This is a genomic window from Microbacterium gawkjiense (assembly GCF_031932225.1).
Classification (GTDB): domain Bacteria; phylum Actinomycetota; class Actinomycetes; order Actinomycetales; family Microbacteriaceae; genus Microbacterium; species Microbacterium gawkjiense.
The window spans coordinates 824,490-847,183 of sequence record NZ_JAUZVV010000002.1; the positions used below are offsets into that span (position 1 = coordinate 824,490).

Genomic DNA, 22,694 nt, shown 5'->3' on the forward strand with positions numbered 1-22,694 from the left:
GTGACGGGGCCTCGCGTGTGACAAGGCGGCCTGTCACATCGCACCCGCCGCCGCCTAAGCTGACCGCATGTCCGACCTCTCGCGCCACCTGCCCCTCAGCAACCGGGAGCGCACGGACGAGTCCGCGGTGACGGGCGACTGGAAAGAGGCGCTCGCCGACGTCGTCGTGCTCGCAGAGGGCTTCGCGCCGTCGCAGGACGACGCCGACCGCTTCCTCACCGAGGCCGGTCTGGGATCCTCCGCGGGGAGACCGCTCACCGAGGTGGTGGCGGAGATCCGCGGCGGTCGGCGCCGCCGCATCCGCTCCCTCGTCGACGCGACACGCGCCCTGCTCGTCCTCGCGGGCAACCGCCCGGTCGCGCTCCCACCCACCCTGAGCGGGGCCGTCGCGCTGTATGCCGTCACACGCATGCCCTTCGAGCGCCGCGCCGCCGTCGCCGGGTCGACCCTCTCCGCGGACGACGCCGGGTGGTCGCTCGGGCGCGGCCCGGGGCGGACGGCGACGGCCCGCGACATCCTCGACTTCGTCCTCGGCCTCAGCGACACGGTTCCGGGAACACCTGGCGGCCCCAAGCTGTAAGACTGGGGGGATGCCGGATTCCTCCACTCCTCGCGTCGCGGTCTACCTCGACTTCGACAACATCGTCATGAGTTGGTACGACCGGGTGCACGGTCGCAACAGCTACTCGCGGGACCGGCAGCGGATCGCCGCGGACCCCGACGAGAAGGAGATCGCCGACCGTCTCGCGGCGGCGATGATCGACGTCGGCGCGATCATGGACTACGCCGCCTCGTTCGGCACCCTCGTGCTCACCCGGGCCTACGCGGACTGGTCGTCGCCGGTGAACTCCCTCTACCGGCAGCAGCTCGTCGCCCGCGCGGTCGACCTCGTGCAGTTGTTCCCGGCGGCGGCGTACGCGAAGAACGGTGCCGACATCCGCCTCGCCGTCGACACCGTCGAGGACCTGTTCCGCCTCGAGGACCTCACCCACGTCGTCATCGTCGCCGGCGACAGCGACTACGTCCCGCTCGCGCAACGGTGCAAGCGCCTCGGTCGCTTCGTCGTCGCCGTCGGGGTCGCCGGCTCCACGGCCAAGTCGCTCGCCGCCGCGTGCGACCAGTTCGACGCGTACGACGCGCTCCCGGGTGTGACCCTCGCCCTTCCCGAGCCCGCTCCCGAGGCCGCGCCCAGCGCGGGTCGGCGCCGGCGCAAGACGGTCGACCCCGTCGAGCAGCTCCTCTCCCGCGCGCTGCGGCTCGAGCACGAGCGCACCGACGAGGAGTGGGTCCATCTCTCGGCCGTCAAGAACCTGCTGAAGCGCATGGATCCCTCCTTCAGTGAGAAGGCGCTCGGCCACCGCTCCTTCTCTGACTTCGTCAAGGACCACCCGAAGGTCGCCGAGCTCGACGAGACCACCAACATCGTCCGCGTGCGCCTCATCGACGCCGCCTGACCCGCCCGGGGCCGGTCGCGCGCCCCGCGCGGTAGGGTGTCCCCGTGGCTCGCCGGTCAACACCGCCCGGCTCGCAGTCCTCGCTGCGAGAAGCGAATCGTGCACGTCTGCTCGATTCGCTCAAGCGGCATGGGCGCCTGACGCAGATCGAGCTCGCGGGCGCGACCGGCCTCTCCCCCGCGACGGTGTCGAACATCGTCAAGGAGCTCACCGCGACGGGAGTCCTCCACACGTCCTTCACCTCGCGGAGCGGGCGGCGGGCGACCCTCGTCTCGCTCGCCCGCCAAGTCGGCCTCGTCGCCGGTGCGCACTTCTCGACCCGCAAGCTGCACGTCGCGATCGCGGATGCCACGCGGTCGGTCGTCGCGGAGACCTCGCTGCCGCTGGCACCCGACCACCGGCACGACGCCGAGCTCGATCGGCTGAGCCTGCTCCTGGGCGACATGGTCGAGGGCCTCGGCGGCTCCCTCTCCGACCTCTTGGCCGTGGGCCTGGCGCTCCCGGCACCCGTCGATCCGCGCACCTCCGTCATCTCGACTCCGGGGCTGCTCCCGGGGTGGGACGGCGTCGACATCGCCCGCAGCCTGTCGGCCCGCATCGGCCGGCCCGTGCACGTCGACAGCGAGGCCAATCTCGGCGCGCTCGCCGAGGCACGGGAGGGCGCTGCCCGCGGCGCCTCCTCCTCGGTCTACATCACCGTCGGGCACGCCATCAGCGCGGGACTGCTCGTCGACGGCGACCTCTTCCGCGGGGTGAGCGGCCGCACCGGCCAGATCGGCCACATGACGATCGACGAGAACGGTGGCCGCTGCCGCTGCGGCAACCGGGGCTGCCTCGAGACCGTAGCGGCCGGCCCGGCGCTGCTCGCGGGCTTCAGCGAGACCGACGGCATCCATCGCCTCCGCGACCTCGTGACGGCGGCGGGCGACGGCGTCGCCGCGGCGCAGCGGACGATCGCGGATGCCGGGCGTCACATCGGCATCGCCGCGGCGAGCCTGTGCAACCTCATCGACCCCGAACGCATCGTCGTAGGCGGCGAGCTCGCGCGGGCAGGAGAGATCCTCCTCGCACCGCTGCGCCACTCGCTCGAGCGTTCCATCCTCGGCGGCGGAGTGCCCGAGATCGTGGCCTCCGACTTCGCGGAGTGGGCCGAGACCCGCGGGGCCATCGCGCTCGCGCTCGATCACGTCGCCGTCGACGCCGAACTGGTCGCGTTCCCCGCATGAGACGGCTACTCGCCGCCCTCGTCGTCGTGGGGGCCACGGCCGCCGCACTCTCGGGATGCGCGCTCCCCGACACCGCGTCCGGCCGCACCACGATCGCCCTGCTCCTGCCCGACAAGAAGACCGCCCGCTACGAGACGTTCGACCGACCGGTGTTCGAGGAGCGCATCGCCGAATCGGGCGACGCGCAGGTGCTGTACACGAACGCGGATCAGGATGCCGCGCGGCAGCAGCAGCAGGCGGAGTCCGCGCTGGCGGCGGGTGCCGCCGTCCTCGTCCTCGACCCGGTCGACGGTCGCGCGGCGGCGTCGATCCTCGCGGCGGCGACCGCCGAGGGCGTGCCGGTCGTCTCCTACGACCGGATGATCGTCGGCGGCGGGAAGCCGGCGTACTACGTCTCCTTCGACAACGAGCGCGTCGGCGAGCTGCAGGCCGACGCCCTCGTGGCGGGCCTCGAGGGCGAGGGTCGCACCGACGGCGGCATCCTCATGGTCCACGGCTCACCGACCGACAGCAACGCCGCGCAGTTCCGCGAGGGCGCGCGCCGGGTCATCGCCGACGCGGGGCTCCGGATCCTCGCCGAATACGACACTCCCGACTGGAGTCCCGACAAGGCGCAGGCCTGGGTGGCGGGGCAGATCGCCCAGTACGGCGACGAGATCGTCGCGGTGTACGCCGCCAACGACGGCACCGCGAGCGGCGCGATCGCGGCCCTCCGCGCCGCCGACGTCTCGCCCGTCCCGCTGGTGACCGGTCAGGACGCCGAGCTCACGGCGCTCCAGCGCATCGTCTCGGGCGACCAGTACATGACCGTCTACAAAGCCCTGCGGACCCAGGCGACGATCGCCGCCGACGTCGCGCTGCAGCTCGCGAGCGGTGAGCGCCCGGCGGGCGACACGACCGTCGACGGCATCCCCGCGACCCTCCTCACCCCGGTCGCCGTCACCCTCGACGACATCGCCGAGACCGTCGTCGCCGACGGGTTCTGGACCGTGCAGGACATCTGCACCCCCGCCTATGCCGAGGCCTGCGCTGCGGCGGGGCTGGAATGAGAGCACCCGCGTGAGCGTCTCCTCCCGTCGCACCGGCGACCACGTCCTCACGATGCGCGGCATCGACAAGCGCTTCGGCGCCGTGCGCGCGCTCAACGGGGTCGACTTCCGCGTCCGCGAGGGCGAGGTGGTCGCTCTCGTCGGCGACAACGGCGCCGGCAAGTCGACGCTCGTGAAGGTCCTCGCCGGTGTGCACCCCGCCGATGCGGGCACGATAGAGCTCGACGGCGACGTCGTGCAGCTCTCCACCCCCGCCGACGCGCAGGACCTCGGGATCGCGACGGTGTTCCAGGACCTCGCCCTCTGCGAGAACCTCGACGTCGTCGCGAACCTGTGGCTCGGTCGTGAGCTCCTCGAACGCGGTCGCCTCGACGAGGTCGGCATGGAGGAGCGGACCTGGATGCTGCTGCGCGAGCTCGCCGCGAAGATCCCCTCCGTGCGGGTCCCCGTCTCCACCCTGTCGGGAGGCCAACGGCAGACGGTCGCGATCGCCCGGTCGCTCATCGGCGAGCCGCGCATCGTCATCCTCGACGAACCGACCGCGGCCCTGGGTGTCGCCCAGACCGCGGAGGTGCTGAACCTGATCGAGCGCCTGCGCGACCGCGGTCACGGCGTGGTGCTCATCAGCCACAACCTGACCGACGTGCTCGCCGTCGCCGACCGCATCGTCGTGCTGCGCCTCGGGCGCAACAACGGCGAATTCGACGCCGAGGAGGCCACGAGCGAGGTCCTCATCGCCGCGATCACGGGCGCCCTCGACGTCGCGAGGCCCGCGCCGCTCCCCGACGAGCCCCGCGCTCCCGTGATCCCGCTCTCCGGGGCCCGGCGCCGGACGGACGGCGACCGGTGAACCGCGACGCGGGGGTGGTCGCCCTGACGCTCGCCCGGGTGCGGTCGGGCGACGTGGGGCGGATGCCGGTGGTCCTCGCCCTCGTCGTCATCGCGGTCGTGTTCCAGACGCTGAACCCGGTCTTCCTCACGAGCCGGCATCTCAGCGACCTGCTGATGCAGTGCGCGGCGATCGGCACGATCTCGCTGGGCATCGTCCTCGTGCTCCTCATCGGCGAGATCGACCTGTCGGTGGGTTCGATGTCGGGTGTGGCCGCCGCGATCCTCGCCGTGGGCGCGGTCCAGCTGCAGTGGCCCCTCCCCCTCGCGATCGGTGCGGCGATCGCCGCGGGGTGCGTCGTGGGGGTCTGCTACGGGGTGCTCCGTACGAAGCTCGGCTTGCCGAGCTTCGTCGTCACGCTCGCGGGCCTGCTCGGTCTGCTCGGCGTCCAGCTCTGGGTGCTGGGCGACGCGGGGTCCATCAACCTCCCGTTCGATTCGTGGATCGTGCAGTTCGCCCAGCAGATGTACCTGCCGCACTGGCTGGCGTACCTCCTCGCCGTGGGGACCGCGCTCGCCTACACGGCGACCCTGCTGCGTCGCGCGCGACGCCGCGCCGCGGCGGAGCTCGAGAGCGAGCGGACGCTCACGATCGTCGTGCGCGGAGCGCTGCTGCTGATCGGTCTCGTCGGCGCGTGCTGGTATCTGGGACTCTCGCGCGGCGTCGGCGTCATGTTCGTGGTGTTCGTCGTCTTGGTCGTGGCCGCCCACCTCGCCCTCACCCGCACCCGGTGGGGGCGGTCGGTCTTCGCCGTGGGCGGATCGATCGAGGCCGCCCGACGCGCCGGCATCCGCGTCGACCGCGTCGTCGTCTCGGTGTTCGTGCTGTGCTCGGCCCTCGCCGCGACCGGCGGGGTGCTCGCGGCCGCGCGGCTCGCCGCCGCGAACCAGAGCACCGGAGCGGCCGACACGAACCTCAACGCGATCGCCGCCGCCATCATCGGCGGCGCGTCGCTCTTCGGCGGCCGCGGCTCGGCCTTCGCCGCGCTGCTCGGCGTCGTCGTCATCCAGGCGATCTCGTCGGGGCTCACCCTCGTGAACCTGAGCTCTGCCGTGCAGTTCATGGTCACCGGGGCGGTGCTGGTCTTCGCGGTCGCCCTCGACGCGGTGACACGTCGCTCGCGGCTCGGATCGGGCGCCGGATAGCGCGTCGCACGCGCGCCGCGGGGCGCTGTCGGGCCGCCGCCCATCGGGTCGTCGGCGGTGACGAAAGCGTTATGTTCACATCTTGACTTCATTTCGTGAACGCATCAAGATCATCGTCAAGCGCGATGCCGCGCTCGTTTGATTTCACTGTCGAAAGGCGAACGATGAAGAAGTCCCTGTCCGTCGCAGCAGTCCTGGGGGCCGCTGCACTCCTGCTCGCCGGCTGTTCGTCCGCGAGCACCCCGGCACCCGCGGGCTCGAGCGGCGGCGCCGAACCGGCCGAAGCCGGCCGTGCGTGCGTCATCCTCCCCGACGCGGCGTCCTCGCCCCGCTGGGAGAACTTCGACCGCAAGTACCTGGATGAGGGGCTCAAGGCCGCCGGCTTCGACGTCGACATCCAGAACGCGCAGGGCGACACCTCGAAGTACGCCACGATCGGCGACCAGCAGCTCACCCAGGGCTGCGGTGTCATGATGCTCGTCGACTACAACGGCGCCGCCGTGGGTGTCGCCACGAAGGCGAAGTCCCAGGGCATCCCCGTCATCGCCTACGACCGCCCGTTCCAGGGCGCCGACTACTACGTGTCGTTCGACAACGTCGAGGTCGGCCGACTCGAGGGCCAGACCGTCCTCGACGGCCTGAAGGCGGCCGGCAAGGACCCGAAGACGGCCGTCGTCTACTACATGGGCGGCGACCCCACCGACGGCAACGCGGCCATGTTCAAGAAGGGTGCCGTCGAGGTCATGGAGGCGGCGGGCATCAAGCCGACCGCCGAGCCTCCGGGCGTCTGGGACGGCGCCAAGTCGCAGACCAACTTCGAGCAGGCGCTCACCGCCAACGGCGGCAAGGTCGACGGCGTCTGGGCCGCCAACGACACCAACGCCGACGGCGTCATCAAGGTGCTCCAGGACCGCGACCTCACGGGTGTCGCCGTCTCGGGCCAGGACGCCAACGTCGAGGGCCTGCGCAACATCCTCACCGGATGGCAGACCGCGACGGTGTACAAGCCGGTCAAGGATGAGGCCGAGGCGGCGATCAAGGTCGCGACCGACCTGCTGAAGGGGTCGACGCCGTCGGCCGACCAGAAGCTCGAGGACGGCACGCCCTACATCGCGGTGACCCCGCAGCTCGTCGGGCCCGACAAGGTCAAGGACGTCGTCGCCGCCGGTGACGCCTCGGCCTCGGACGTCTGCTCCGGCGAGATCGCCGGCGTCAGCCTCGCCGACAAGTGCGCCGAGTTCGGCGTCGAGTGATCTGACGAGGGTGGGGATGCCGCGACCCGCGGCATCCCCACCCTCCCTGTCTGCGCGACACCCCGACCTCTCAGGAGAACCCGCATGAGCGAACCCATCATCGAACTCCGGCGCGTGACGAAGTCCTTCGGCCCGGTCAGCGTCCTCAAGGGCGTCGACCTCACGGTCCGACCGGGCATGGTCACCGCCCTCGTCGGCGACAACGGCGCCGGCAAATCCACCCTCATCAAGGGCCTCGCCGGTGTGCAGCCCTACGACACCGGCGAGATCCTCGTCGACGGTCAGGAGCAGTCGCTCCGGACCCCGCGCGAAGCCGGTGCGCTGGGCATCGAGGTCGTCTACCAGGACCTCGCGCTCTGCGACAACCTCGACATCGTCCAGAACATGTTCCTCGGCCGCGAGGAGGTCATCGGCGGGACGTTCGACGAGGGCCGCATGGAGAAGGAGGCCTCCGACACCCTCCGCTCCCTCTCGGTGCGCACCGTCAAGAGCGTGCGGCAGAAGGTGTCGAGCCTGTCCGGCGGTCAGCGGCAGACCGTCGCGATCGCGCGCGCCGTGCTGAAGAAGGCGCGCGTGGTCATCCTCGACGAGCCCACCGCCGCCCTCGGCGTCGCGCAGACCGAACAGGTCCTGAACCTCGTCCGCCGCCTCGCCGACCAGGGTGTCGCGGTGGTCCTCATCAGCCACAACCTGGCCGACGTCTTCGCGGTCGCCGACGACATCGCGGTCCTCTACCTCGGCCAGATGGTCGCGCAGGTCGCCACCACCGAGACCACCCGCGACGACATCGTCGGCTACATCACCGGAACCAAGGTCCCCCCGGGCGTGCAGCTCGTCGGGACCTCCACGATCCCCGTCGGAGGCGACGCATGAGCACCAGCACCCGGACCGCGGCGGCACCCGACCCCGTCGTGAGCGACCTCATCGGCAGCGGTGTCGAGGGCGGCGTCGGCGACCAGGTACGCGCCTGGCTGCAGCGGGTGCGCGGCGGCGAGATGGGCGCGCTCCCCGCCGTCGGTGGCCTCGTCCTCCTCGTCATCCTCTTCAGCATCCTCAGCCGGTTCTTCTTCACCCCGGTGAACTTCGCGAACCTCATGAGCCAGGCGGCATCTCTGGTCGTCCTCGGCATGGCGCTCGTGTTCGTGCTGCTGCTCGGCGAGATCGACCTGTCGGCCGGTGTCACCGGCGGCGTGGGCATCGCGTCCTTCGTCGTCCTCAACGTCAAACTCGACATCCCCTGGCCGATCGCGCTGGGGCTCGGCCTGATCATCGGCCTGGCGACGGGAGCCCTGATCGGATTTCTGGTGGCGAGGATCGGCATCCCGTCCTTCGTCGTCACGCTCGGCCTGTTCCTCGGGTATCAGGGCCTCGCCCTCCTCATCATCGGTGCGGGCGGTCTCTACCCGATCGAGGCTCCCGAGCTGCTGGCCCTGCAGAACGGCCGGCTCCCGGTCTGGGGCGGCTGGGTCATGCTCGGCGTCATGGTGCTCATCTCGGGCGGACTGTCGTTCTGGGACCGGCGCCGCCGGACCCGGGCGGGCGTCCCCAACCGGCCGATCGCGCTCGTGTGGGCCAAGCTCGCGGTGCTCCTGATCCTCGGCGGGGCCGCGGTGTTCGTCCTGAACCTCAACCGGTCGCAGTCGATCATCCCCATCGAGGGGGTGCCGATCATCGTGCCGGTCGTCCTCACGATCCTGTTCATCGGCACGTTCGTGCTCGACCGCACCAAGTTCGGACGGTACGTCTACGCGATCGGCGGCAACGCCGAGGCCGCGCGTCGCGCCGGCATCAAGGTCCGCTGGGTGAAGTGGTGGTGCTTCGTCATCGCCTCGGGCCTGTCGGTCGTCTCGCTGCTGTTCAACCAGACGCGTGTCGGCTCGGTCGACGGCGCGGTCGGACGCGACATCGTCCTCTCGGGTGTCGCGGCGGCCGTCGTCGGCGGTGTGAGCCTGTTCGGTGGCCGCGGACGGCTGATCCACGCGGCGATCGGCGCGCTCGTCATCGCGATCATCATCAACGGGCTCGGCCTTCTGCAGATGGATGCCGGCTTCAACCTGCTGGTCACGGGCGGCGTCCTGATCCTCGCCGCCACCGTCGACGCGCTGTCGCGTCTGCGGACCGGGGGCGTCCGCACCTGACGCCCCCCCTGTACGAGGGAGGCCCCCGTCCGCGCGGACGGGGGCCTCTCTCGTCTCAGCCGCGTGCGGACCCCTCATCCCGCGTCGACCACAGCGCCCAGGCGACGAGGACGGGCTGGAACAGCAGCCGTGCCCAGCGCGCCTTGTCGCTGTCGAGGCGGAACCCGTCGCGCTTCCCCAGGGCCTGACCGATGTTGCCGGGGAAGATCGCGACGAAGAAGGCCGCGAGAATGGCCCCGACGCGGCGCCGTTCCTTCGGGAGCGCGACGAGAGCCGCGCCCAGCATCATCTCGACGGCGCCGGAGGCGACGACGACGCCGTCCTTGTCGATCGGCAGCACCTCGGTGACGAGGTCCGGCACCTGCGCCTGGAACTCCTTCCGAGCCCAGAACAGATGGCTGAGGCCGGCGAACACCATGGCGCCGGCGAGTACCCAGCGTGCGAGAGTCTTCATCGTCCGAGTATCCCCCGGGTGAGGGATGCCGCGGCCCGGCGATACGCTCGACGGGTGATCTCCGCCGCGCCGTTCCCGTTCGCGCGCCTGTCCCGCCTCCCGGATCTCGAGGCTCCGGGGCTCGTCGCCGCCGACGCCGCCGACCGGCTGATCCTCGACGAGTCCGCCGACGCGCGCGCCGCCGCGGCCGCCGGGGAGATCGCGGTCGTCGGCGACGCCTACGGCGCCCTGGCCCTCGGTGCGGCATGGGACGGGGGCACCGGCATCCGCATCCATCAGGACGCCCTCGCGGGCGAACGCGCACTCGCCCGCAACGCCGCGGCGCTGGGCCTCGCCGGGCACGTGTCGTCGCTCCCATTGATCGCGGAGCTCGTCTCGGGGGCGCGGGTCGTGCTGCTGCGCCTGCCGCGGTCCCTCGACGCGTTAGACGACATCGCCGCGCTCATCGCGGCCCACGCCCACCCGGACGTCGTCGTCTGGGCGGGCGGACGCCTGAAGCACATGAGCCTCGCGATGAACGACGTCCTCGCCCGGTCCTTCGGCCGGCTCGACGTGACGCTGGCACGCCAGAAGTCGCGCGTGCTCGTCGCCCGCGGGCCGCACGACGGCCACGATCCCGTGCCGGCGGAAGGCGACGCCGACGGCCTCGCCCTCCGCGCCTTCGGCGGCGCGTTCGCGGGCGCGCGGCTCGACATCGGCACGCGGCTCCTGCTCGCGCACCTGCCGCAGGACCCGGCCGGCGGAAGCGCCTCCGACCCGCTCATCGACTTCGCGTGCGGCACGGGCGCCGTCGCCGCGCACCTCGCCCTCGCACACCCCGGGCGGCACGTCTACGCGTCCGATCAGTCCGCCGCCGCGGTCGCCTCGGCGCGCGCGACGGCCGCGGCGAACGGCGTGGACGACCGCGTCGAGGTGGCGCGCGACGACCTGCTGCAGGCACGGGCGGATGCCTCGGCATCCTTCATCGCGCTGAACCCGCCCTTCCACAGCGGGGCCGCCGTGACCGACCGCCTCGCACCGCGGATGTTCGCCGACGCGGCGCGCGTCCTGCGGCCCGGCGGCGAGCTCTGGTGCGTCTGGAACTCCGGACTGCGCTACCGCAGCGCGCTCGAGCGGATCGTCGGTCCCACGCGGCAGGCGGCGCGCGACGCGAAGTTCACCGTGACGGTCTCGGCGCGGCGCTGACCCCCGGGATCACCGTCCGCCCGGCGGGCCGACGATGAGCAGCACGACGTAGAGCGCGACGACGGCGACGACGATCAGCGCCACGAGGATGCCGGCGTGGCGCAGGAACCACCGCAGCAGCCGGTCGATCGGACGGCGGTCGCGCGGGTCGGTGGTCTCCTCGAGCCGCCAGTGCCCGTCGAGACGCCCCGTCCGGCGCAGCCACATCTCCATCGGCAGGGTGGCGTAGGGGACGATCGCCGATCCCACCGCGAGCAGCGCCACGCCGAGGTGCCACCGGTTGTTGAGGGCGACCAGGATGGCCGTCGCCCCGTAGGAGAGGAAGACGAACCCGTGGATGCCGCCGCCGATCGTGACGGCGACGGCCGGACCGCCGACCGCGCGGATGATGAGGCCGGCGATCAAGAGGGTCCAGGAGAACAACTCGGCGATGGCGAGCACGCGATACAGGGAGGCAGGGGTGCGGAACACGCCTTCAGCCTAGCTGAAGGATCCCGCGCCACCTGTGCGCGCGCTGTGACGGCTCAGCACGGTGACCACTCAGCGGCGTGTCGACCAGAGCGCCCACGCGACCAGGAGCGGCTGCAGGAACAGGCGAGCGAACCTCTTGGCGTCGGAGTCGAGCCCCGGCACGTCGCGTCCGGTGCGCCAATGGTGCACGTTGCCGGGGAAGACCGCGACGAACAGGGCGGCGACCGCGACGCCCACGCGCCGGCGCTCGCGCGGGAGCACGAGGAGCGCAACGCCGAGCAGCACCTCGACGACACCCGACACGACGACGATGGTGTCCTTGTCGGTGCGCAGCAGCCGGGTCGCCCAGTCTGGCACCGCGATGCGGAACCCGCGGCGGAGGACGGTGAGGTGACCGACGCCGGCGGCGACGAGGAGAGCGGCCAGCGCCGAGCGCGCCGCCGTGCGGAGCGGGTCCCGCGGTGCCGCGCGCGTCATTCGACGACGCCGGCGCGGATGCCGTCGAGCGACTCCGCGACCCTCGGATGCGCCTGTGCCAGCGCGCGGTCGAGGGCGGCGAGGCGTTCCTGCGCGTCCTGCAGAACCTTCGCACCGCGGGCCGTCACGCTCAGGTCGCTGGCCGCGCCGGCCTGCGCTGTCGCGTCCGCCACGAGGCCGTCGTCGACGAGGGCGTGCACGGCGGCGTGCGCCGACTGGACGGTGATGCGGGAGCGGCGTGCGAGCTCCGAGAAGGAGATGCCGGGCTCGGCGCCGATGTGCCCGAGCAGACCGAACTTGCGGGTCGAGATGCCGAGGTCGCGCAGCTCCGCGGCGAGCTGTGCCTCCCACGAGGCGGAGACGGCGAGCAACGCGATCACCGGGCTGAAACGCGGAGCGTCCTCGGTCGGGGTATCTGCCACGCGAGCAGTCTATGAGTCAAGAGAGCGGCCGTCCGTGATTGGCGTGGCCGGGAGCGGTCCCGGCTGCCAATACAATCAGCGCTATGATGCGCGCGAACGCCCATCCCACCGCAGCCCTGGCCGCCGCGGCGATGGCGTTCGCCTTGGTGACTCCCGTAGCCCCGGTGGCGCAGGCATCCGCCGCAGCGCCGACCCCGGATCACCACCGAACGCACCTCAGCGTCTCGGCGACCCTGGCCGAGCTGGCCTCCCTCGATCGCGACGGCGTGACGGCGCTGCTGGACCGCACGCCCGGGCTCATCGCGACGCTGCTCACGCAGACCTCCGCTGCCGACGCCGCGATCTGGTGGGCCGAGATGGATGCCGCGCGCCGCGACGACCTCATCCGCACGGTGCCCGTGCTCGTCGGCTCGCTCGACGGCATCGACGCCACCGACCGTGTCCGCGCCAACCGGTACGCGGCGCGGGCGCGCCTGGCGCGGGTCGACGAGCGGTTGCAGCAGGTGAGTCGCCGGGGCGCGGAGGAAGACGCGGCACTGCTCGGCGACCTGTTGCTCGAGCGCCGGTACCTCACGAAGGTCGTCGCCGGGCAGGTGCGCCTCTACCTCTACTCCCCCGAACGCGGCGCGATGATCGAGATGGCGGGCGATCCGTTGACCGCTGCCGGCATCCTTCTCGTCGTCCCGGGGACAAACGCGTCGGTGCGCAGCTTCATGGTGGACGACCCGGTCACCTCGTTCGCCGACTGGCAGGTCGCCAACGCTGACCCGGGCGCCCCCGTCGTGGCCTTCACTGTGCTCGCCGCCCCCATGCCGCAGATCTCCCTGAACCTGGCGTCGGGCCCGCAGAACAACACGATCGCCACGGCCGCGGGTGCGGACTACGCTCGCATCGTGAAGGGAATCGAGGTCGCTCTCCCCGGGCTCCCGACGCTCAGCTACGAGCACAGCGCCGGGTCGCAGGTCGGCAGTTCGGCCGAGACGCACGGTGCCCGTTTCGACGTGCGGTTCCTCGCCGGCGGCGTGGGGGCCACCGACGGCTACCGCCCGGTCAGCGGAACGACCTACTACGCGGCGCAGGCCGCGGAGGACGTCAACCGGTACTACGCGGGCTTCCAGGTGGGCGACATCGGTTACGGCGTCGGCCCCGAGGACATTCCCGGGGTCACCGTGCTGGACCCCGGGTACGCCGAGGAGCCGGCGACGGGCTCGGTCGGCGCGATGCTCATGCAGGGACTCGATCTGCACAACCGACTTTTCAGCGGCGACGGTCACACGAACGGAACCGTCCTCAAGGACGTGCGCCTGCTCCTGGCCTCGCTGGCCCGCGGAAGCAGCGGCTGATGCGCGCCCGGTCCGGCGCAGCGACGATGCTGCTCGTGACCTGCCTCATTGGTCTCACCGCCTGCTCCACGGGAGCGGGGCCGTCGTACGCGGACGTGCGCGCCCAGGCCGAGGACGCGGTCGCCGAGATCGTCGCCGCTCTCCCCGACGGCGCCGAGTTCGTCCCCGACGGCGGGGCGAGCGCGCAGTCGTGCGATTCGGAGGTCAGCCCGGGCGGCCCGTCGACGGGCGAGTTCGCGACGATCCACGGCGCCGTCGCGCTGCCGGAGGGGACGGATGCCGCCGCGACCGTCACGGAGCTCCCCGTCGCCCTCGGCGACGGCTGGGCGCTCGAACCGGCCGGCGTCGACCTCGACATCGCGACCGTGCGGCTCAGTCGGGCCGAGACGAACGTGTCGGTCGACGTCACGGAGTCGACGGTGCAGGGGCGCCCCGGACTCGACCTGCTCGCCGTGTCGGAGTGCGGCAGCGAGGGCTGACGCCGCTCAGGCCGGCGGCGGCGCCGTGGACCTTCGCACCTGAAGGGACGGGACGTCGACCGCAGCGGACGCGGAGGCGCCCGGACCGCCGATCTTCTCGAGCATGGCGGAGACGATCTGACGCCCCCGGGCGGCGAAGTCCACGCGCAGGGTGGTCAGCGGCGGGTCGAAGAAGGCCGCCTCGGGGATGTCGTCCACGCCCGTCACACTGACGTCCGCGGGAACGCGCAGACCCCGTTCCTTGAGCGCGAGCATCGCCCCGAGGGCCATCTGATCGTTCGAGGCGACATAAGCGGATGCCGGGGGCAGCTCGTCGAGTGAGGCGAGCGCGGCATGCGCCGAGGCCGCCGACCAGTCGCCCCGGAGTTCGGCGACCACCTCGAGTCCGTGGGCGGCGGCCGCGTCGGCCACGGCGCGGCTGCGGTTGCGACTGGCCGCCCAGTTCGGCGCACCGGCGATGTGCGCGATGCGACGGTGCCCCAGTTCGGCGAGGTGTGCGATGACGGCCGGGACGCCTGTCGCGCGGACGCCGGAGGCGTCGTCGGCTTCGGAGTGCACGTGCAGGGGGACCGAGAAGTCCGCGCCGGCGAAGACGCGGTTCATCTCGTCGGTGGACGAGAGGGCGAGCACACCGGCGAGCGTCTGCTGGCTGAGCACCCGCAGGGTCTCCTCGATCGCCCGCGGGTTGTGGACGTCGAGGGTGACGAGGTCGAGGACGTAACCGGCCTCGCGCGCCGCGGCCGCGGCTCCCTCGGCGACGCGGGCCGGGCCGACCTGGTCGAGTTCGTGCGTGAGGGCCGCGATGATGTGGGAGCGGCCGAGCTTGAGGCCCCGGGCGCTGAGGTTGGGGCGGTACTCGAGCTCGTCGAGCGCGCGCTCGACACGCTCCCGCGTCCCGGGACGGATGCCCTGGAAACCTGCGAGATAACGACTGACCGTCTGGTGGGACACGCCGGCGGCCTCCGCGACGTCGTAGATCGTCGCGGCCTTGGCGGTGCGCCCGGCCATCGTCCCTCGTTTCCGGATTGTTGCTTGACAACCGATGTTATCGGAAACATCATGGTGCGCATCGGAAATGTTTCCGACAACATCCAGCTGACGACGGAGTCCACGCATGCCCGCGACCCTGCCCCCGCACCTGCTCTTCGGAGCCGCGTACTACGCGGAGTACCACTGGACGGATCGCACCGCTCTCGACCTGGACCTCATGCAGGAGGCGGGCTTCACCGTCATCCGCGTCGGTGAATCCGTCTGGTCGACGTGGGAGCCCCGCGACGGGGAGTTCGACCTCGAGTGGCTGCTGCCGGTGCTCGACGGAGCGCACGAGCGCGGCATCTCCGTGATCCTCGGAACGCCCACCTACGCCGTCCCGCCGTGGCTGCAGGTCGCCCACCCGGAAATCGCCGCCGAAGTGGGCACCGGCCGCCCGCATCCGTGGGGCGCTCGTCAGGAAGTCGACTACTCGCACCCGGCGTTCCGTCACCACGCGGAGCGCATCATCCGCGCCGTCGTCGGGCGCTACGCCGACCACCCCGCGATCATCGGCTACCAGGTCGACAACGAACCCGGCATGCTGCTCCCCCACAACCGGAGCACGTTCCAGCGCTTCGTCCGTCGGCTGGCGGCGACCTACGGTGACGTCGACACGCTCAACCGCGAGTGGGGTCTCACCTACTGGTCGCACCGCATCGCGGACTGGTCGGAGCTCTGGACGCCCGACGGCAACAGCCTGCCGCAGTACGACCTCGCCTGGCGGCGCTACCAGGCCGACCTCACCACCGAGTTCATCGCGTGGCAGGCCGACATCGTGCGCGAGTACGCCACCGCCGACCAGTTCGTGACGACGTGCATCGCCTACCCCCGCCCCGCCCTCGACGACGCGAGCCTCTCCCGCGCACTCGACGTCACGGCGGGCAACCCGTACTACGCGATGCAGGACCACCTCGACGCGTCAGAGGAGCTCACGGCCGTCACCCCCTGGACGACCTCCGGGGTGAGCGGCATGTTCCGTCAAGCAGACCGCACCTTCTCCTCGAAGCAGGAGCGGTTCCTCATCACCGAGACCGACGCGCAGTCGATCGGCGGGTCCGCGTTCAACCTGCCGCCCTACCCCGGCCAGCTGACCCAGGCCGCGTTCGCCTTCGTCGCGCGCGGCGCGGCCATGATCGAGTACTGGCACTGGCACACGCTGCCGTACGGCACCGAGACCTACTGGGGCGGCATCCTCCCCCACAACCTTCAGCCGGGACGCGTCTACCGCGAGCTGTCCGAGGTCGGTGCCGCCTTCGGCGCGATCGGCACGACCCTCGACGGCTTCGAGCCCGACGCGGACGTCGCGCTGCTCTGGTCGACCGACAGCAGGTTCGCCTTCGACTTCTTCCCCCCGCTCATGGACGACGCCGGCGAGCCCGCCGCGGCATCCTATGAGCGGATCTTCGACGCCTACTACCGGGGCGTCTTCGACGCCGGCGCCCAGGCACGCATCCTCCACGTCGAGCAGGCCCGCCACCTCGGCGCCGCCGAACTCGCCGCACGCTTCCCCGTGCTCGTCGCGGCGGGACTGTACGTCGCCGACGACGAGACCCTGGAGTTCCTCCGGGATTACGCGGATGCCGGTGGTCACCTCGTCGTCGGGATCCGCACCGGCTACGGCGACCACGAGGCGCGCGCCCGCATCGAGGTCGCACCGGCCCGTCTCGCGGAGCCGGCCGGCGTCTCCTACGAGGAGTTCTCGAACCTGCAGAAGCCGGTGCCCGCGGTCGGCGTGGGATCGTTCGCGGTCACCGCGGGCGCCACCGCCGAGGCCTGGGCCGACGGGCTGCTGCCCACCGATGCCGAGACGCTCGTGACCTACGACCACCCGCGCTTCCGGGACTTCGCCGCCGTCACGACCCGGCCCCACGGTGCCGGGCGGATCACCGTCGTCGGGACGCTGCCCTCCCCCGCCCTCGCGGCCGACCTGATCCGGTGGACCACCCCCGAACCCGTGTCCGCCGGACTGCTCCGGGGCGCGACCCTGCCCGTCTCGGTCGCGTCGGGATCGCTCCCCGACGGCCGCCGGGCCTGGTTCGTCTTCAACTGGGGCTGGTCGCCGCAGACCGTCGACCTCGCCGTCGCGGCCCGGGACGCCGTCACGGGCGACGAGTTCAGCGTGGGCGACCGCATCCCCCTCGCAGCGTGGGCGACGCGCTGCTTCCTCAGCTCCACCTCCACCGATTGAACACCCACCCACCACGAAGGAAGATCACATGAGAACGGCACGCAAGACAGCAGCGGCGCTGGCAGTCGGCGTCATGTCCATCGGCGGGCTCGCGGCCTGCGCCCCGGCATCCTCCGAAGGACCGTCGCAGGAGACGGTCACGCAGGATCAGATCGACGAGGCGATGGACACCCCCACGAAGCTCACGTTCTGGACGTGGGTCCCCGACATCGAGAAGGAAGTGGCGCTCTTCGAGAAGAGGTACCCGAAGATCGACGTCACCGTCGAGAACGTCGGCCAGGGCCTCCCTCACTACCAGAAGCTGCGCAGCGCCATCGAGGCGGGGCAGGGCGCACCCGACGTCGCCCAGATCGAGTACCAGTACATCCCGTCGTTCGTGCTGGCCGACTCGCTCCTCGATCTCGCGCCCTACGGCGCCGACGACCTCTCGGGCGACTACGTCGAGTGGGCGTGGAACCAGGTCTCGCCCGGCGACGAGGTGTGGGCGATCCCGCAGGACGTCGGCCCCATGGGCAACCTCTACCGCGAGGACATCCTCGCGAAGGCCGGCATCACCGAGGCGCCCACGACGTGGGAGGAGTACGCGACGGCGGCGGAGGCCGTGAAGTCCAAGACGGGCTCCTACATCTCGAACCTCGGCGCGACGCAGGCCGGGCAGCTGATCGGCTTCTTCTGGCAGCGCGGCATCAAGCCGTTCGCCTACGACGGCAAGGAGACCGTGTCGATCGACGTCAACAGCGCCGAGGCGAAGGAGGTCGCTTCGTACTGGACCGACCTCATCCAGCGCGACCTCGTCTCGACCGACGTCGACTTCAACGACCAGTGGTACCAGGGTCTCGCCAGCGGCAAGTACGCCGGATGGCTGACCGCGGCCTGGGGGCCCGTGTTCCTGCAGGGCACCGCCGAGGGCACGTCGGGCCTCTGGCGCGCCGCGCCGCTGCCGCAGTGGGATGCCGGTTCGCAGGTCTCCGGCAACTGGGGCGGCTCCTCGGATGCCGTGCTCGCGAGCTCGGAGAACAAGATTGCGGCGGCCGAACTCGCGAAGTTCATCAACCACGACGAGGAGTCGGCGATGATGCTCGCGACCGAGCAGTTCTTCTTCCCGCCGCAGAACTCGGTGCTCGAGGACCCCGCGTTCCTGGACGCGACGTCGGAGTTCTACGGCGGCCAGCAGGTGAACAAGCTGTTCGCCGACATCTCCCAGACGGTAGACACCGACTTCCAGTGGCTCCCCTTCATGGAGTACGTGTACTCCAGCTACGAGGAGACCCTCGGGACGGTCATCGCCGACAAGGGCGACATCGCCGCCGCGCTGGACACCTGGCAGGACCAGCTCGTGTCCTACGCCGAGGACCAGGGCTTCACCGTCAAGTGAGCCGGATCGGGGCGCCCCGCGGGGGCGCCCCGATCCCATCCGCACCCGATCCGAGGAGGATCCGTGACCACCACCTCGACGCTCAGAGCAGAGCGATCCCCCGCCGCCTCGCGCCGACGCAGCGGCTCGAACCGGCGCCGACAGAACGTCGCCGCCTACCTGTTCATCCTCCCATTCTTCGTCGTGTTCATCGCGATGCTGATCGTCCCCCTCGTGTACTCGGGCTACCTCTCCCTCTTCCAGAGCAAGCTCATCGGCGGGGACGTGTTCGCCGGCCTCGCGAACTACGTCCGCGCTCTGCAGGACTCCGCGTTCCTCGCCAGCATCGGACGGATGGGGCTGTTCCTCGTCGTCCAGGTGCCGATCATGCTCGGCCTCGCCCTCTTCCTCGCGCTCGCCCTCGACAGCGGTCGCATCCGCGGCTCGCGCAGCGTCCGGCTGCTCGTCTTCATGCCGTACGCGGTCCCGGCGGTCGTCGCGACGCTCATGTGGGGTTACCTGTACGGCCCCGACTTCGGCCCCCTCGCGCAGATCGCCCGCGGCCTCGGCTGGGGCACCCCCGAGTTCCTCTCGCCCGGCAGCATCCTCGGTTCGATGATGAACATCGTCACGTGGGAGTTCGTCGGCTACAACATGATCATCATGTACGCGGCGCTGCGCGCCATCCCCGCCGACCTCTTCGAAGCCGCCGAGATCGACGGTGCGGGGCAGTTCCGCGTCGCGTGGAGCATCAAGATCCCCGCCATCCGACCGGCCATCCTGCTGACCGTCATCTTCTCGATCATCGGGACGTTCCAGCTCTTCGCGGAGCCGAGCCTGCTCAACAACATCGCACCGGACGCGATCACGAACTCGTACACGCCGAACTACTACGCGTACAACCTCGCCTTCATCAACCAGGAGCTGAACTACGCGGCCGCGATCGCCTTCCTCCTCGGTCTGTTCATCGCGATCGTCTCGTACGTCGTCCAGCTCGCCAGCCAGCGCAGCGATCGCCGCGACCGGAAGGACGTCCGATGACCGCTCTCGAAACCCGTGCCGTCGTCACCGGCAAGCCCGCCCGCCGTGCGGGGAGGAGCCGCGCCTACGACCGCGGGCGTCAACGGAATGTGCCGCTGACCGTCCTGCTGTGGCTGTGCGCCGCCTACTTCGTGCTCCCGCTGTGGTGGCTGATCGTCTCGGCCACGAAGGACAACTCCGACCTGTTCGCCACCTTCGGGCTCTGGTTCAGCGGGGACTTCCACCTGTGGGACAACCTCACCACCCTGTTCACCGTGCGGGGCGGGATCTTCTTCCGCTGGCTCGTCAACACCGTCCTGTACGCCGTCGTGTCGGCCGCGGGGGCGACGCTGCTGTCGGCGATGGCCGGGTACGCGTTTGCGAAGTACGACTTCCCCGGCAAGAAGGCGCTGTTCAGTGCGACCCTCGGCGCGATCATGATCCCGCTCACGGCCCTCGCGCTGCCGACGTATTTGCTGTTCTCGAACGCCGGTCTGACGGACACGCCCTGGGCGATCATCGTGCCGTCGCTCGTGAGCCCGTTCGGCGTGTACCTCATGCGGGTCTACGCCGCGGACTCCATCCCGACGGAACTCATGGAGGCGGCACGGGTGGACGGCTCGGGCGAGTTCCGGATTTTCTGGCAGGTCGGGCTGCGCCTGCTCGGCCCCGGCCTCGTGACGGTCTTCCTGTTCTCGCTCGTCGCGACCTGGAACAACTACTTCCTGCCGCTCATCATGCTGAACACGTCGGAGCTCTACCCCGTCACGGTCGGCCTCGCGCAGCTGCAATCCGCCGCATCCGCCGGCGGCGGCGCCCAGGCACTGTTCTCCACCGTGATCACCGGGTCACTCGTCTCGATCCTGCCCCTGATCATCGCGTTCCTCTTCCTCCAGCGGTACTGGCAGAGCGGGCTCGCGACCGGCAGCGTGAAGGGCTGACCCCGCCCGGGCTCGGTCCGCTCGCGGATGCAATGGATCCGACACGACACGCCGCGCACACGCCCGCTGTGCCGGCGTGTCGTCGCAGGTCCATCGCATCCGTGAACACCCCGCAGCCGCGAACGGCGGACCCCCGGCATCCGCTCGTTGCAACCGCGCGTCGGCGATCCGGCGGCTGAGCGCAGGCGCCGCTCGTGTACCGCCTCGCGCGTTGGTGCGCAACCCCGGTACGACTTGCTCGACCCGCTCGCACAGTGGCGCTCCCAGGACAGGAGTCCTCGAGCAAGGGAGCAACTATGTCAGTCGGATATGGACCCACGGGTACCGGTGGCGCCGACGCCGGGTCGGGGAAGACCGAGACCGTGAAGGATGAGGCATCCGCCGTCACCGGCACCGCGACCGACGCGGCGAAGGATGTCGCACACACCGCCAAGGATGAGGCGGCGTCCGTGGCGGGCGAGGCGAAGTCGCAACTGAAGGACCTCTACGCGCAGAGCCGCACCGAGTTCTCGGACCAGGCGGCGCAGCAGCAGGAGCGAGTCGCGAGCGGGCTGAAGGCCGCGGGCGAAGAGCTCGGATCGATGGCCCGCCACGCGGAAGGCGGCGGCATCGCCACCGACCTCGTGCAGCAGGTCTCCGACCGCCTCACCGGCGCGGCTGCGTGGTTGGGTGATCGTGACCGCGCCGCCCTCCTCGACGAGGTGAAGCGGTTCGCGCGGCGCCGCCCCCTCGTCTTCATCGCCGGTGCGGCCGTCGTGGGCATCGTCGCCGGGCGACTCGTCCGGGCGATGGCGTCCCACGACGAGAGCGGTCCGTCCACCTCCCGCACCGCGCTTGCGCCCGCCCCGGCAGCGGCGGCGGTCCCGGCATCCGCGCCCGCCACACCCGTCGACGGACGGGACCCGGCCTACATCGACCCGATCGCGGCCGACACGACCGGTGCACTGCCGCCGTCGGACACGCCGCTCTACGACGAGTCGGCCGGTTTCCGCGGCGGCGCAGACGAAAGGGTCACGGATGAGCGACGCGACACCTTCTGAGCGCAAGGCCGCGTCGACCTCGCTCGGCGACCTGCTCGGCGAGGTGACACGCGACCTGTCGACGCTGATGCGGCAGGAGATCGCGCTCGCGAAGGCGGAGCTGAAGCAGTCGGCCACGACCTCCGCCAAGGGCGCCGGGCTTCTCGGCGGTGCCGGGTACGCGGCATCCATGGTCGTCCTCTTCCTGTCCCTCGCCTTGTGGGCCGCCCTCGCGGCTCTCGTCGGCTGGGGCTGGTCGGGCGTGATCGTGGCGGTCCTGTGGGCGATCATCGCGGCGATCCTGTACGCGGTCGGCCGCAAGCAACTGAAAGAGGTGCAGGGCGCGCCGCAGACCGTCGAGACCCTGCAGGAGATCCCAGAGACATTCAAGAGAAACGAGGAGAACCGATGAGCGATTCACCTGACGCGATCCGCGCCGACATCGAGCGCACCCGCGCCGAACTCGGCACCGACGTCGACGCGCTGGCCGACAAGGTCAACCCGTCGAAGATCGTCGACCGCCAGACGAGCAAGATCAAGGGCGCGGTCGGATCCGTCCGCGAACGGATCATGGGCGCCGCCGACGACGCCGGCTCGTCCGCGCACGACCTCGCCGGGTCCGCACACGGCGTCGCCCACGACGTGAAGGCCAAGGCGGAGGGCAATCCGCTCGCCGTCGGTCTGATCGCCTTCGGCGCGGGGCTGCTCGCCGCATCCCTCATCCCCGCCTCGGCGAAGGAGAAGGAGCTCGCCGAGACGGCGAAGGAGCAGGCGCAGCCGCTCGTCGACGAGCTCGGGGAGGTAGCGAAGGATGCCGCGAGCCACCTGAAGGAGCCGGCTCAGGATGCCGCGACCGCCGTCAAGGAGCGTGCCCAGGAGGCCGTGCAGACGGTGAAGGACGAGGGTTCCGACGCCGCCGGGACCGTGACCGACCGCGCCCAGGAGGCGCGGAGCAACATCAGCGAGCACTGAGAGGAGACATCATGAGCGATCCCATCGCGGACAAGCCGAGTCAGGCCGAGGGCGACATCGGCGACGACGACATCACGAAGGACGAGCAGGAGTCCGACGAACAGGACGACTGACTGCACGGGCCACCGCGCAGCGAACGACGAAGGCCCCCGGGATCCGCTCATGCAAGCAGTGCCGGGGGCC

Annotated in this window: 24 protein-coding genes; 19 read left to right on the top strand and 5 right to left on the bottom strand. The window is 71.1% G+C overall.

The window, feature by feature from the left end:
- Positions 1-67 precede the first annotated feature (67 nt).
- From Q9S71_RS12125 to Q9S71_RS12165, 9 genes are all read left to right on the top strand, one after another.
- The gene (locus Q9S71_RS12125) at positions 68-580 is read left to right on the top strand and encodes a hypothetical protein (RefSeq protein ID WP_311862572.1); all 513 of its coding nucleotides are present in this window, start codon (positions 68-70) and stop codon (positions 578-580) included.
- 10 nt (positions 581-590) lie between these two features.
- Positions 591-1,454, top strand: a complete 864-nt coding sequence (locus Q9S71_RS12130; RefSeq protein ID WP_311862573.1) for an NYN domain-containing protein — start codon at positions 591-593, stop codon at positions 1,452-1,454.
- A gap of 44 nt (positions 1,455-1,498) precedes the next feature.
- Complete coding sequence (locus Q9S71_RS12135) at positions 1,499-2,680, top strand: ROK family transcriptional regulator (RefSeq protein WP_311862574.1); 1,182 nt, start codon at positions 1,499-1,501, stop codon at positions 2,678-2,680.
- Positions 2,677-3,729 carry a substrate-binding domain-containing protein gene (locus Q9S71_RS12140; protein WP_311862575.1) on the top strand — a complete coding sequence of 351 codons (1,053 nt, stop codon included), beginning with the start codon at positions 2,677-2,679 and terminating at the stop codon, positions 3,727-3,729. The genes Q9S71_RS12135 and Q9S71_RS12140 overlap by 4 nt, the downstream gene beginning before the upstream one ends.
- 10 nt (positions 3,730-3,739) lie before the next feature.
- On the top strand, positions 3,740-4,579 hold the full coding sequence (locus tag Q9S71_RS12145; RefSeq protein ID WP_064001680.1) for an ATP-binding cassette domain-containing protein: 840 nt from the start codon (positions 3,740-3,742) through the stop codon (positions 4,577-4,579).
- Positions 4,576-5,763 carry an ABC transporter permease subunit gene (locus Q9S71_RS12150; protein WP_311862576.1) on the top strand — a complete coding sequence of 396 codons (1,188 nt, stop codon included), beginning with the start codon at positions 4,576-4,578 and terminating at the stop codon, positions 5,761-5,763. Before Q9S71_RS12145 ends, Q9S71_RS12150 begins: the two co-directional genes overlap by 4 nt.
- Before the next feature lie 164 nt (positions 5,764-5,927).
- The gene (locus tag Q9S71_RS12155; RefSeq protein ID WP_064001678.1) at positions 5,928-7,016 is read left to right on the top strand and encodes a sugar ABC transporter substrate-binding protein; all 1,089 of its coding nucleotides are present in this window, start codon (positions 5,928-5,930) and stop codon (positions 7,014-7,016) included.
- 84 nt (positions 7,017-7,100) lie between these two features.
- Positions 7,101-7,889, top strand: a complete 789-nt coding sequence (locus tag Q9S71_RS12160) for an ATP-binding cassette domain-containing protein (RefSeq protein ID WP_217530515.1) — start codon at positions 7,101-7,103, stop codon at positions 7,887-7,889.
- Entirely contained in the window at positions 7,886-9,154 is a 1,269-nt protein-coding gene (locus Q9S71_RS12165) for a sugar ABC transporter permease (protein ID WP_311862577.1), read from the top strand. The genes Q9S71_RS12160 and Q9S71_RS12165 overlap by 4 nt, the downstream gene beginning before the upstream one ends.
- Before the next feature lie 55 nt (positions 9,155-9,209).
- Here Q9S71_RS12165 and Q9S71_RS12170 read toward each other — a convergent pair whose 3' ends face one another.
- Positions 9,210-9,608: a DoxX family protein gene (locus tag Q9S71_RS12170; protein WP_217530519.1), complete on the bottom strand. Its 399-nt coding sequence runs from the start codon at positions 9,606-9,608 to the stop codon at positions 9,210-9,212.
- A 54-nt stretch (positions 9,609-9,662) separates the two neighbouring features.
- Between Q9S71_RS12170 and Q9S71_RS12175 the strand changes: the two genes are divergently transcribed.
- Positions 9,663-10,793 (top strand): class I SAM-dependent methyltransferase, encoded by a 1,131-nt coding sequence (locus Q9S71_RS12175; RefSeq protein WP_311862578.1) that lies wholly within the window; start codon positions 9,663-9,665, stop codon positions 10,791-10,793.
- Between the two features lie 9 nt (positions 10,794-10,802).
- Here Q9S71_RS12175 and Q9S71_RS12180 read toward each other — a convergent pair whose 3' ends face one another.
- The 3 genes from Q9S71_RS12180 to Q9S71_RS12190 form a co-directional block, all read right to left on the bottom strand.
- Positions 10,803-11,264, bottom strand: a complete 462-nt coding sequence (locus Q9S71_RS12180) for a DUF3817 domain-containing protein (RefSeq protein WP_311862579.1) — start codon at positions 11,262-11,264, stop codon at positions 10,803-10,805.
- Between the two features lie 69 nt (positions 11,265-11,333).
- The gene (locus tag Q9S71_RS12185) at positions 11,334-11,741 is read right to left on the bottom strand and encodes a DoxX family protein (RefSeq protein ID WP_311862580.1); all 408 of its coding nucleotides are present in this window, start codon (positions 11,739-11,741) and stop codon (positions 11,334-11,336) included.
- Entirely contained in the window at positions 11,738-12,163 is a 426-nt protein-coding gene (locus Q9S71_RS12190) for a MarR family winged helix-turn-helix transcriptional regulator (RefSeq protein ID WP_311862581.1), read from the bottom strand. Before Q9S71_RS12190 ends, Q9S71_RS12185 begins: the two co-directional genes overlap by 4 nt.
- A gap of 83 nt (positions 12,164-12,246) precedes the next feature.
- On the opposite strand from Q9S71_RS12190, the gene Q9S71_RS12195 reads away from it, so the two are divergent.
- Together Q9S71_RS12195 and Q9S71_RS12200 are read left to right on the top strand one after the other, a co-directional pair.
- On the top strand, positions 12,247-13,506 hold the full coding sequence (locus Q9S71_RS12195) for a hypothetical protein (RefSeq protein ID WP_311862582.1): 1,260 nt from the start codon (positions 12,247-12,249) through the stop codon (positions 13,504-13,506).
- Positions 13,506-13,985, top strand: coding sequence for a hypothetical protein (locus Q9S71_RS12200; RefSeq protein WP_311862583.1), 480 nt, complete (start codon positions 13,506-13,508; stop codon positions 13,983-13,985). Before Q9S71_RS12195 ends, Q9S71_RS12200 begins: the two co-directional genes overlap by 1 nt.
- Before the next feature lie 6 nt (positions 13,986-13,991).
- Here Q9S71_RS12200 and Q9S71_RS12205 read toward each other — a convergent pair whose 3' ends face one another.
- On the bottom strand, positions 13,992-14,993 hold the full coding sequence (locus Q9S71_RS12205) for a LacI family DNA-binding transcriptional regulator (RefSeq protein WP_311862584.1): 1,002 nt from the start codon (positions 14,991-14,993) through the stop codon (positions 13,992-13,994).
- A 106-nt stretch (positions 14,994-15,099) separates the two neighbouring features.
- Between Q9S71_RS12205 and Q9S71_RS12210 the strand changes: the two genes are divergently transcribed.
- The 7 genes from Q9S71_RS12210 (at position 15,100) to Q9S71_RS12240 (ending at position 22,511) form a co-directional block, all read left to right on the top strand.
- A complete protein-coding gene (locus Q9S71_RS12210; RefSeq protein ID WP_311862586.1) occupies positions 15,100-17,205 on the top strand; it encodes a beta-galactosidase in 2,106 nt (701 codons plus the stop codon).
- A 28-nt stretch (positions 17,206-17,233) separates the two neighbouring features.
- Positions 17,234-18,580 (top strand): ABC transporter substrate-binding protein, encoded by a 1,347-nt coding sequence (locus tag Q9S71_RS12215; RefSeq protein ID WP_311862587.1) that lies wholly within the window; start codon positions 17,234-17,236, stop codon positions 18,578-18,580.
- Positions 18,581-18,643: 63 nt separating this feature from the next.
- Positions 18,644-19,600, top strand: a complete 957-nt coding sequence (locus tag Q9S71_RS12220) for a carbohydrate ABC transporter permease (protein ID WP_311862589.1) — start codon at positions 18,644-18,646, stop codon at positions 19,598-19,600.
- Positions 19,597-20,520: a carbohydrate ABC transporter permease gene (locus tag Q9S71_RS12225; protein WP_311862591.1), complete on the top strand. Its 924-nt coding sequence runs from the start codon at positions 19,597-19,599 to the stop codon at positions 20,518-20,520. The genes Q9S71_RS12220 and Q9S71_RS12225 overlap by 4 nt, the downstream gene beginning before the upstream one ends.
- A gap of 296 nt (positions 20,521-20,816) precedes the next feature.
- Positions 20,817-21,560 carry a hypothetical protein gene (locus Q9S71_RS12230; protein WP_311862592.1) on the top strand — a complete coding sequence of 248 codons (744 nt, stop codon included), beginning with the start codon at positions 20,817-20,819 and terminating at the stop codon, positions 21,558-21,560.
- The gene (locus tag Q9S71_RS12235; protein ID WP_311862593.1) at positions 21,538-21,951 is read left to right on the top strand and encodes a phage holin family protein; all 414 of its coding nucleotides are present in this window, start codon (positions 21,538-21,540) and stop codon (positions 21,949-21,951) included. The genes Q9S71_RS12230 and Q9S71_RS12235 overlap by 23 nt, the downstream gene beginning before the upstream one ends.
- On the top strand, positions 21,948-22,511 hold the full coding sequence (locus Q9S71_RS12240; RefSeq protein WP_311862594.1) for a DUF3618 domain-containing protein: 564 nt from the start codon (positions 21,948-21,950) through the stop codon (positions 22,509-22,511). Before Q9S71_RS12235 ends, Q9S71_RS12240 begins: the two co-directional genes overlap by 4 nt.
- The last annotated feature ends 183 nt before the right edge of the window (positions 22,512-22,694 follow it).